9 protein-coding genes are annotated in these 9,031 nt (G+C 63.3%); 6 read left to right on the top strand and 3 right to left on the bottom strand.

Going from position 1 to position 9,031, the window contains the following annotated elements:
* Window positions 1-287: 287 nt before the first annotated feature.
* Together AYR66_RS19090 and AYR66_RS19085 are read left to right on the top strand one after the other, a co-directional pair.
* On the top strand, window positions 288-692 hold the full coding sequence (locus AYR66_RS19090) for a TraR/DksA family transcriptional regulator (protein ID WP_088708813.1): 405 nt from the start codon (window positions 288-290) through the stop codon (window positions 690-692).
* A 17-nt stretch (window positions 693-709) separates the two neighbouring features.
* On the top strand, window positions 710-1,084 hold the full coding sequence (locus tag AYR66_RS19085) for a translational machinery protein (protein WP_088708812.1): 375 nt from the start codon (window positions 710-712) through the stop codon (window positions 1,082-1,084).
* Here the strand turns inward: AYR66_RS19085 and cydB are convergent.
* Window positions 1,059-2,072 (bottom strand): cytochrome d ubiquinol oxidase subunit II, encoded by a 1,014-nt coding sequence (gene cydB / locus AYR66_RS19080; protein ID WP_088708811.1) that lies wholly within the window; start codon window positions 2,070-2,072, stop codon window positions 1,059-1,061. The genes AYR66_RS19085 and cydB overlap by 26 nt on opposite strands.
* The gene (locus AYR66_RS19075) at window positions 2,069-3,460 is read right to left on the bottom strand and encodes a cytochrome ubiquinol oxidase subunit I (RefSeq protein ID WP_088708810.1); all 1,392 of its coding nucleotides are present in this window, start codon (window positions 3,458-3,460) and stop codon (window positions 2,069-2,071) included. Before AYR66_RS19075 ends, cydB begins: the two co-directional genes overlap by 4 nt.
* Before the next feature lie 161 nt (window positions 3,461-3,621).
* Here AYR66_RS19075 and AYR66_RS19070 point away from each other — a divergent pair, with 161 nt between their 5' ends.
* The 4 genes from AYR66_RS19070 (at window position 3,622) to AYR66_RS19055 (ending at window position 6,425) form a co-directional block, all read left to right on the top strand.
* On the top strand, window positions 3,622-4,143 hold the full coding sequence (locus AYR66_RS19070; RefSeq protein ID WP_088708809.1) for a phasin family protein: 522 nt from the start codon (window positions 3,622-3,624) through the stop codon (window positions 4,141-4,143).
* Between the two features lie 15 nt (window positions 4,144-4,158).
* A complete protein-coding gene (locus AYR66_RS19065; protein WP_088708808.1) occupies window positions 4,159-4,914 on the top strand; it encodes a Mut7-C RNAse domain-containing protein in 756 nt (251 codons plus the stop codon).
* A 121-nt stretch (window positions 4,915-5,035) separates the two neighbouring features.
* Window positions 5,036-5,629 (top strand): DUF938 domain-containing protein, encoded by a 594-nt coding sequence (locus AYR66_RS19060; RefSeq protein WP_088708807.1) that lies wholly within the window; start codon window positions 5,036-5,038, stop codon window positions 5,627-5,629.
* A 112-nt stretch (window positions 5,630-5,741) separates the two neighbouring features.
* A complete protein-coding gene (locus AYR66_RS19055) occupies window positions 5,742-6,425 on the top strand; it encodes a methyl-accepting chemotaxis protein (RefSeq protein WP_088708806.1) in 684 nt (227 codons plus the stop codon).
* On the opposite strand, the gene AYR66_RS19050 is transcribed toward AYR66_RS19055, so the two are convergent.
* A partial coding sequence (locus AYR66_RS19050; RefSeq protein WP_206047223.1) for a bifunctional diguanylate cyclase/phosphodiesterase occupies window positions 6,417-9,031 on the bottom strand: 2,615 nt, incomplete at its 5' end. The two genes, AYR66_RS19055 and AYR66_RS19050, sit on opposite strands and share 9 nt — an antisense overlap.

Raw genomic sequence — 9,031 nt, 5'->3', positions numbered from 1 at the left:
CGGGTACCGCGGCCGAGCCGTGACTACAGCTACGACGGCAAGCGGATCGTCTGCAAACCGCTGGAAGGAAACCTGCCGCCGCAGAAGATTGTCGCGGCGGCAGCCGCCGAGGGCAGGCTGTCGCCGGCGGCCGAGGCTTTCATCCGGGTGGCACGCAATCATTTTTGACAACATCCATGTTGTCGTGTCTGCGCGAAGATTGATCCAGGTCATTCATTGCGTCGCAGGAAATACCTTACGCTGCAACTGAGCCCCCTGGATACGAAGGGGGTTGCAAGGAGAGCAACGTGAACGCCCCAAGCCGTACCGGCGACGATGCCGGGATCACCATGGAAAAAGTGCTGCTCGCCGAACGTGAGTCAGTACTTGCCGATATTCGCGAACATCTGCATTCCGAAGGCGGCCAGGGCAACCTGGCCTTGCTGAACCACCTTGAAGCCGTCGGCGACTGGGTGGAGGCGGACCTGCTCAACGACACCGACATTGCCTTGCTGAGCCACGAACTGGTGCGCCTGCGCGATATCGATGCCGCGCTCAAGCGCGTCAAGGACGGTAGCTACGGCATCTGCATCGATTGCGGCGCCGCGATCCCCCAGGCGCGCCTGGAAGCATTGCCGACCGCGATGAGCTGCGTGAAATGCCAGCAGGCCTACGAAAAGCAGCACGGACTGGGCCACGGCGTCTCTCTGTAATACAGGAAAAAACCAACATGCCAAGCAATCAAGTGGTGGTCTGGATCGATTATGACCAGGCCTGCGTGAGCCGTTTCGACAGCGCGCGCGTGAAGACCGAAACCATCAAGACCTATGCGCCCGCAGCGGGCGCGTCCAAGACCGTGCGCAGCATCATCGCACCCGACACGGCGCGCTATTTCGACGATATCGCCAGGTCGATCAGCGACGCCGACGGCATCCTGATTGTCGGGCCGGGCTTTGAGCGGCTCGAATTGCTGGTGCACCTGCGCAAGGGCTATCCCGATGTCGCGGACCGCATCCTTGCACTGGAAACCGTCGACGATCCTTCCGAAGAGGCGATGGTGCCGTGGGCGAAAAAACACTTCAGTGATAGCCCTCTCCCGGCTTGAGCTTGCCGCGGAACAGCCAGAACACGAACACGAAGTAAACCAGGATCAGTGGCATCAGGATCGATGCCCCGATCAGGAAGAACACCTGCGACGAGGGATGCGCAGCCGCATCCCATAGCGTGACCGACGGCGGCACGAGGTAGGGCGCGTTCGAGATCACCAGGCCCGCATACGCGAGCAGGAACAGGCCGACCGCCGAGGCGAAAGGCGTGATCGCGTATCCCTTGCGGATGCCGCGCCAGCACAGCCAGGCCAGCAGCAGCGTGGCCAGCGGCACTTGCGACAGCAGGTAGAAATTGGGGATGCTGAACCAGCGCTGCGCAATACGTTCGATTTCCAGCGGCGTCCAGATGCTCACCACCACGATGCAGGCGAGCAGGCCGAACAGCAGCGGGATGCCGATGCGCCGCGCATGCGTTTCCACGTCGCCGCCGGTCTTCATCATCAGCCAGGTCGCTCCCAGCAGCCCATAGCCCACCACCAGCGCGATGCCGCACATGATGCTGAACGGCGTCAGCCAGTCCAGCGCGCCGCCGGCGAAGCTGCCTCCTTCTACACGTATTTCCTGCAGCAGCGCGCCCAGCACCACGCCCTGCGCGAAGGCGGCGACCGTGGAGCCGGCTGCAAAGGCGACGTCCCATGCATGGTGATGCGGCTTGGCGACCCAGCGGAATTCAAAGGCCACGCCGCGGAAGATCAGCGCCAGCAGCATCACGATGACCGGCAGGTAGACTGCCGGCAGCACGATCGCATATGCCTTGGGAAAGGCAACCCAGAGGCCGACGCCGCCCATCACCAGCCAAGTCTCGTTGCCATCCCAGAAGGGCGCGACGGAATTCATCACCAGGTCGCGCTCCGCCTCTTGCCGGAAGAAGGGGAAGAGGATGCCGATGCCGAGGTCGAAGCCGTCGAGCACCACGTACAACGCCACGGACAGGCCGATCAGCAGCGCCCAGATGACGGGCAGCGTGTATTCGAGGTTGCTCATGCGACGTCTCCATCGGCACGGGCGACCACGGACAGCGGCCGGTTGGGCAGCGCTTCCGCACCGTGCGTCGCTGCAGGTCCCTTGCGGAGCATGCGATAGACGTACAGGATGCCGATCGAGAACACCACGCAGTAGACCAGCACGAACAGCACGAGCGACAGCGCCACCGTTCCGGCAGCGACAGGTGACGTGGCGTCCGCGGTGCGCAGCACGCCGTAGGCGACCCACGGCTGCCTGCCGATCTCGGTCACCATCCAGCCGGCGATGATGGCGATGAAACCGAGCGGCCAGCAGTACGAAACGAAGGTCAGGTAGCGACGGTGGGTGAACAACGTCTTCCGCCACCACAGCACTGCGCCGGTCAGGCCGATCAGGATCATCAGCATGCCGATGGCGAGCATCAGGCGGAAGGAAAAAAACACCGGCGCGACCGGCGGGCGCTCATCCTCGGGAAAGTCGCTCAGGCCGGGAAACAGCCCCTGCGGATCGTGCTTGAGCACGAGGCTGCCCGCATGCGGGATGGACACTTCCGCGATATTGCGTTCCTGCTCCTCGTCCGGCCACGCAAAGATGACGAAGGGTGCCGGCTTCGATCCGTCCCAATGCGCTTCGATGGCGGCCACCTTCACTGGCTGGTGTTCCAGTGTATTGAGTCCGTGCATGTCGCCCACCAGCAGTTGCAGCGGCGCCAGCACCGCGACCATGCCCAGGCCCATCCTCACCATCGTGCGCGCCTCGCGCTCGTGGCGTCCCTGCATGATGTAGCGCGCGCCCGCCGCCAGCACCACCAGCGAGGTGGTGAGGTAGGTAGCGATCATCATGTGCGTAAAGCGATAGGGAAAGCTCGGGTTGAAGATGATGTCGAACCAGGCGACCGGATACGCGATGCCGCCGCGCATCTCGAAGCCGTCCGGCGTGTGCATCCAGCTGTTGGCGGCTAGGATCCAGAAGCCCGACATCGCGGTGCCGAGGGCGACGATGGCGGAAGCCAGTGTATGCAGCCAGGGCGGCACACGGTTCCAGCCGAACAGCATCACGCCGAGGAAGCTGGCTTCGAGGAAAAACGCGGTGAGCACTTCATAGCCGAGCAATGGGCCGATGGTGTTGCCGACGACTTCCGAGAAGCGGCTCCAGTTGGTCCCGATCTGGTAGGAAAGCACGATGCCCGACACCACGCCCATCGCGAACGACACTGCGAAGATCTTGGTCCAGAAACGCGCCAGCGTGTGGTAGTGCTGCTCGCCACTGCGCAGCCAGAGGATTTCCAGTGTGGCGATGAAGGCAGACAGGCCAATGGAGAAGGCGGGAAAGATGATGTGGAAGCTGATCGTGAAGGCGAACTGGATGCGTGCGAGCAGCGTGGCGTCCAAGCCGGCGATGGTATCCATCCTGCCTTCCTTTCAATGTGCGCATCGTTGGTTAGACGTCGCGTTCCGGGATACTTTCCCTTCAATTTGACGGGCATCAAATTGGTGCGTTGCCTTGATTTCACTCATGTCCCGCATACAATGAAGGGACGCCGCGCAGCGGGCGGTGACAGGAGGAATGGATGCTTGCGAAGCATGACGCGGTTTCCAGGGCAGCACAGGAGCAGATGTCATGGCAACTTGCCTTCGGAACCATGCTGGGTGAAACAATCGTGCAGGGATTGGGCCGCATGGCGAATCTGAACATGGGCATGTTGAGGGCGACGCTGGAGCAGGGCAACCTTGCGATGCGGCAGCTGGTTGCCGCGAGGGACGCCCGTCATTTCCTTTCCATCGCGACCGGGCAGATCCAGCCCGTTGCCATGCGCAACATGGATTACGGCTATTACCTTGCCACCATCGTTGCCGGCATGCAGGGCGATGTGCTGCGTGCCTCTGCCATCCTGCCGGACGAGAATGCATTCGCGTCCCACCTGTCCGAGGCGGCTGGATTCTCCGGCGCCAAGGGAGTGGCCGACAGCGTCTTCCGCTTTCCTTCAGACCTCGCCCGCGCCATCCGGCTGGCACTCAACATCAATGCCCCCGCGTGGGAGTCCGGCAAGTTGCGCATCGCCTATACCGGTCCCGGACGCGCCGCCGGATAGCCGCGCGCGACCATCGTGGCCTCCGCGCATTTTCGCTTCTATGCCGAACTGAACAACTTCCTTGCGCCATCACATCGCCAGCGAACATTCATCCATCCCTGCTCGCGCGATGCGACGGTCAAGCACATGATCGAGGCGTTGGGCGTGCCGCACACCGAGGTCGAGCTGATCTGCATTGATGGCGAGCCGGCAGACTTTGCTTATCGCCTGCAGGGCGGCGAGCGCGTGAGCGTGTATCCCGCGTTTTCCACGATCGATATCACGCCGACGCTGCGGCTGCGTCCCGAGCCTGGCACCCAGGGGCGCTTCATCGCCGATGCCCACCTCGGGCAGCTCGCGAAAAGCCTGCGGATGCTTGGTTTCGATGTGCTCTACCGCAACGATTACAGCGATGCCGAGGTCGCCCGCATTGCTGCCGTGGAGGACCGCATCGTGCTCACGCGCGACCGCGACCTGCTGATCCGCAAGGAGATCGTGCGCGGTTGCTACTTGCACGCATTGGACAACGAGGCGCAGATTGCCGAGGTAATGCTTCGCTTCAGGCTTGCGCCGCATGTGCGTGAGTTCAGCCGCTGCCTCACCTGCAATGGCGAATTGCATGCGGTCGACAAGCAGGCGGTGGCCCATCGCGTGCCGCAGCACAGCCGGCAGTTCTACGAACATTTCTTCCAGTGTGCCGGCTGCGAGCAGGTGTACTGGGAGGGGTCGCATGTGGCGAGGATGCGGCTGCGGATTGCGCAAATGCTGCGCTTTGCGGTAAAAGGACCGTAGGGTGGGTAGAGCGAAGCGAAACCCGCCGATCGAACGCCACCGGAGCGCGTGGTGGGTTTCGCTTCGCTCTACCCACCCTACCATTCGCATTGCATTTGATTGAAGGGTAAGGACTGCTGCCATGACCAAACCATTCTCCGCCGCCTGCGAACGCAACCGCGACCCTATCCTTGCCCAACTGCGCCGTTTCCTGCCCGCACAGGGGCGGGTACTTGAAATCGGCAGCGGCACGGGCCAGCACGCGGTCTACTTCGGCGCCCACCTGCAGGGACTCACCTGGCAGACGAGCGACCTGCCTTCCAACCATCCCGGCATCCATGCCTGGCTTGCCGAGGAGGCACCTCCCAATGTCCTGCCGCCTGTCGCGCTCGACGTGCGTGCCGACGCCTGGCCGGCTGGCCCATGGGATGCAGTCTTTACCGCCAATACCTGCCACATCATGGCGTGGGACGAGGTGAAGGCCATGCTTGCCGGCGCTGCCCGAGTCCTGCACCCGGGCGGAATATTGTGCATATACGGGCCGTTCAACTACGGTGGAGAGTTCACCAGCGAAAGCAATGCGATGTTCGACATGTCGCTCAAGGCGCAGGGCGAGCACATGGGCATACGGAACTTCGAAGACGTGTGCCGCGTGGCGGAAAGCCATGGACTGGCGCTGGTCGAGGATTGCGCCATGCCGGCCCACAACCGGCTGATCGCCTGGAAGAAGACCTGAACCTCTGCGCCGTTCTGGTGCCGTCCAGGCACCTTTTGCACCCTTATGTGCCATAGCATAATGGCATGCTTCATGCTTTCCAATTGGCAACAGAACTTGCCAGGAGAGTGCCATGCCCCCGTTTGATGCCCTGCCCGGAAGAACCCGGACGGCTTCCCCGACCCGCCCCGTCAAACTGTCCGGCGAAACCTTTGCCGCGCTGATCAATCTCTCCGGCCGCCGCCGCTTCACCTCCCAGCGGCTGGTGCTGTATGCAGTCCTCGCCGTGCGATCCGGACCCGACGCGTTGACGACATCGCGCGACGCGCTGCGGCTCTTCAGCGAGGCGCACGACATCCTCGTCAACGGCAACGACAGCGTCCCCGGCGTTTTTTGCGACGCGCTGGACGCGGTGTACTTCGGTAGCGAAAACGGCGATGCGCGCATCCGCGAATTCATCGTGCTTGCGCAGCGGGCGCTTGATGCCATCGAGCAGGGCTTGCCGGGCGGCCCGGCGCTGGTCGAACAGCTGGTCGACATGGCGACGCCGCTGCTGGCGCTGCTCAACCGCATCACGCAAGTCTACGAGGAACTGTCCAAGCAGCATGCGATGCGCGTGCGCAAGCAACTGGTCGGCATCATGTCGGACATCGAGTCGATCGCCAAGCAGGCGCGCATGGTGGCCTTCAATGCGCAGATCGTGGCGGCGCGGGCCGGCAATGCGGGCAAGGAATTCTCGGTGGTGGCGGGCGTGCTTTCCGACATCACCGGTGAAATCGATACGCTGGTCAAAGAGGCGATGAACGACTCAGTGTAGGTGCAGTTTTGACTGCACCTTGATCAGGTCCCCGAACTCTTCGGCAGGCATTGGCGCGCTGAAATAGAAGCCCTGCACGCTGTCGCATGCATTCTCGCGCAGGAAGTCGAACTGCTGCTGCGTCTCCGCGCCTTCGCCGATCACGCTGCATTCCAGGCTGTGCGCCAGGCTGATGATGGCACGCGTGATCGCCGAATCGTCCTGGTTGTCCGGCAGCCCCTGTACAAAGGAGCGGTCGATCTTCACCGCGCGGATCGGGAAGCGCTTCAGGTAAGCCAGCGAGGAACTGCCGGCGCCGAAGTTGTCGATCGAGATCGAGATGCCGCGGTCGCGCAAGGCATTCAGCAAGCGGATGTTGCGCTCCGGTTCGTCCATGATCGCGCGCTCGCTGACTTCGATTTCCAGGTACTGGGCATCGAGCCCGGTATCGGCCAGGATGGCGTCGATGTTTTCGGGCAGCCGGTTGTCCGCCAGCTGCCGGGCAGACAGGTTGACCGCGACGCGCAGGCGTACCGGACTGGAGAGCTGCCATTGCTTGTTCTGTGTGCACGCGGTGCGCAGGACCCAGTAGCCGATCGGACGGATCAGGCCGCTTTCCTCGGCCACCTGCAGGAAGCGCGGCGGCGTGATCGGCCCCCACGTCGGATGGTTCCATCGCAGCAGCGCTTCCATGCCGGTGATGCGATTGGTGAGGATGTCGATCTTCGGCTGGTAATGCAGCGCGAACTGGCCCAGTTCGACCGCGCGTCCGAGGGCATTTTCCAGCGCCAGGCGTTCGGAGGCGCGCTGGTTCATCTCCGGCGAGAAATAGCAGTAGCTGTTGCGCCCGGTTTCCTTGGCGCGGTACATTGCAATATCTGCCTTTTTCAGCAATGCTTCCGAATCGGTGCCGTCGCTCGGGAAGCTGCTGATGCCGATACTTGTGCTGACGGCCAGCGGTTCCCTGTCGCGCAGGAAGGGTGGCCCGAAGGCTGCGAGGATCTTTTCCGCGATGAAGCCGCCACGGTGCGGTTCATCGATGTTTTCCACGAGCACCACGAACTCGTCGCCGCCCAATCGCGCCACGGTGTCCGACTCGCGCAGGATGCTTTGCAGGCGCGACGCGGCTTCTTTCAGCACCAGGTCGCCGGTGGCATGGCCGAGCGTGTCGTTGATGAGCTTGAAGCGGTCGAGGTCGAGGAACAGGACTTCCAGCGACCGTCCCGGCCGCTCCGCGATCATGAGCGCATGTTCCAGTCGCTGATGGAAAAGGATGCGGTTGGGCAGGCCGGTCAGGGAGTCGTAATGCGCGAGGTAGGCCATCTGCTCCGCTGTCTTCTTGCGCTCGGTAATGTCGCGCATGATGTACAGCGAGGCGAAGTGGCCGGCATGGCGAAAGGGCGAGGAGCTGACTTCGACATCCACTACGCTGCGGTCGAGCCGCAGCAGCTTCTCCTCGGCCGCGCCGAGGGTGTCGCCGCGCTGCAGCCGGGAAATGCGCTGGCGCGCCAGGGCGTGGTATTCCGGATGCAGGAAGTCAAACATCGGCTTGCCGACGATGTCTTCCGTGCGCGCCGCACGCAGCAGCCGCAGGGCCGCCGGATTGGCATAGACGAACACGCCGTCCTGTTGCACAAGGATCGCATCCGGTGACAGCTCGACCACCTTGCGATAGCGCTCCTCCGCGTCGCGCAGCGATGCTTCCGCCCGCTTGGCGTCTGTGATGTCCTGCACCGTGCCGACCATGCGCACGACCTGGCCTCCTGCATCGCGCTGCGGCTGTCCGCGCGCGGAGACAAAGCGGCTGGAACCGTCGGCAAGCTTGATCAGGTAGTCGACCTGGAACGGCAGGCCGGTTTCACGGGCGCGGCGTACGCTCACCCGCAAGGCTTCGTAGCCGTCTTCGTTGATGCGTTGACGAATGGCCGGAATGGCCAGCGTGAAACTGTCACGCTCGACCCCGAAGATGCGGTACAGCTCGTCCGACCAGGTGATCTCGCCGGTAACGAGGTCCCAGGTCCAGCTTCCGATCTGGGCGAGATGCTGTGCTTCGGCCAGCTGGCGTTCGCGCGCGGCGAGTTTCTGTTCGATGCGCTTGCGCTCCTCGATATCGCTGACCAGGCTGTGCGTGCGGTCAAGCACGTGCCGTTCGCGGTCGTCGCGTTCTTCGCGCAGCAGGGATTCGGCGCTGCTGCGCTGGTACACGAGGTTGGCCATGACCAGGCCGATGCTGCCGTTGACGCTGATGTACAGCATCAGCAGGGTGAGCGATTCCGCCATGTCATCCCCGGCGAAGGGGCCGTTGCCGTGCGCGGTGTGCCAGACAGCCACCGCGCAGACAATGGCCGTGGTCCAGGCAACGGCGGCAAGGTTGAAGCGGACGGCGGCCCACAGGAAGAACGGCATGACCAGGTAGGCAACCGGCCAGGTGCCGAACGCGCCGCCGAAGATCACCTGCGAGACGGCAGGCAGCAGGAGCGCGAAGGCGGCCAGTTCGATGAGTTTTCCGGGGCGCCAGCGCATGCCGCGCCGGATATCCCATGCCAGGATGAGCGGCACCCCGATGATCAATCCCGCCGTATCACCCAGCCACCACGCGAGGAAATTGACGGTCAGCGAGGTGGCAC

Source organism: Noviherbaspirillum denitrificans (genome assembly GCF_002211445.1).
Taxonomy (GTDB): Bacteria; Pseudomonadota; Gammaproteobacteria; order Burkholderiales; family Burkholderiaceae_D; genus Noviherbaspirillum; species Noviherbaspirillum denitrificans.
Note: the sequence above shows the minus strand (reverse complement) of the source record. Positions and strands in the feature narration are given on the sequence as shown.

What these genes read in the sequence shown, in the direction of transcription:
- AYR66_RS19055 (WP_088708806.1), top strand. Translation starts at nt 5,742, where the DNA reads ATGCCCCCGTTTGATGCCCTGCCCGGAAGAACCCGGACGGCTTCCCCG.
- AYR66_RS19070 (WP_088708809.1), top strand. Translation starts at nt 3,622, where the DNA reads ATGCTTGCGAAGCATGACGCGGTTTCCAGGGCAGCACAGGAGCAGATG.
- AYR66_RS19085 (WP_088708812.1), top strand. Translation starts at nt 710, where the DNA reads ATGCCAAGCAATCAAGTGGTGGTCTGGATCGATTATGACCAGGCCTGC.
- AYR66_RS19075 (WP_088708810.1), bottom strand. Translation starts at nt 3,460, where the DNA reads ATGGATACCATCGCCGGCTTGGACGCCACGCTGCTCGCACGCATCCAG.
- AYR66_RS19060 (WP_088708807.1), top strand. Translation starts at nt 5,036, where the DNA reads ATGACCAAACCATTCTCCGCCGCCTGCGAACGCAACCGCGACCCTATC.
- cydB (WP_088708811.1), bottom strand. Translation starts at nt 2,072, where the DNA reads ATGAGCAACCTCGAATACACGCTGCCCGTCATCTGGGCGCTGCTGATC.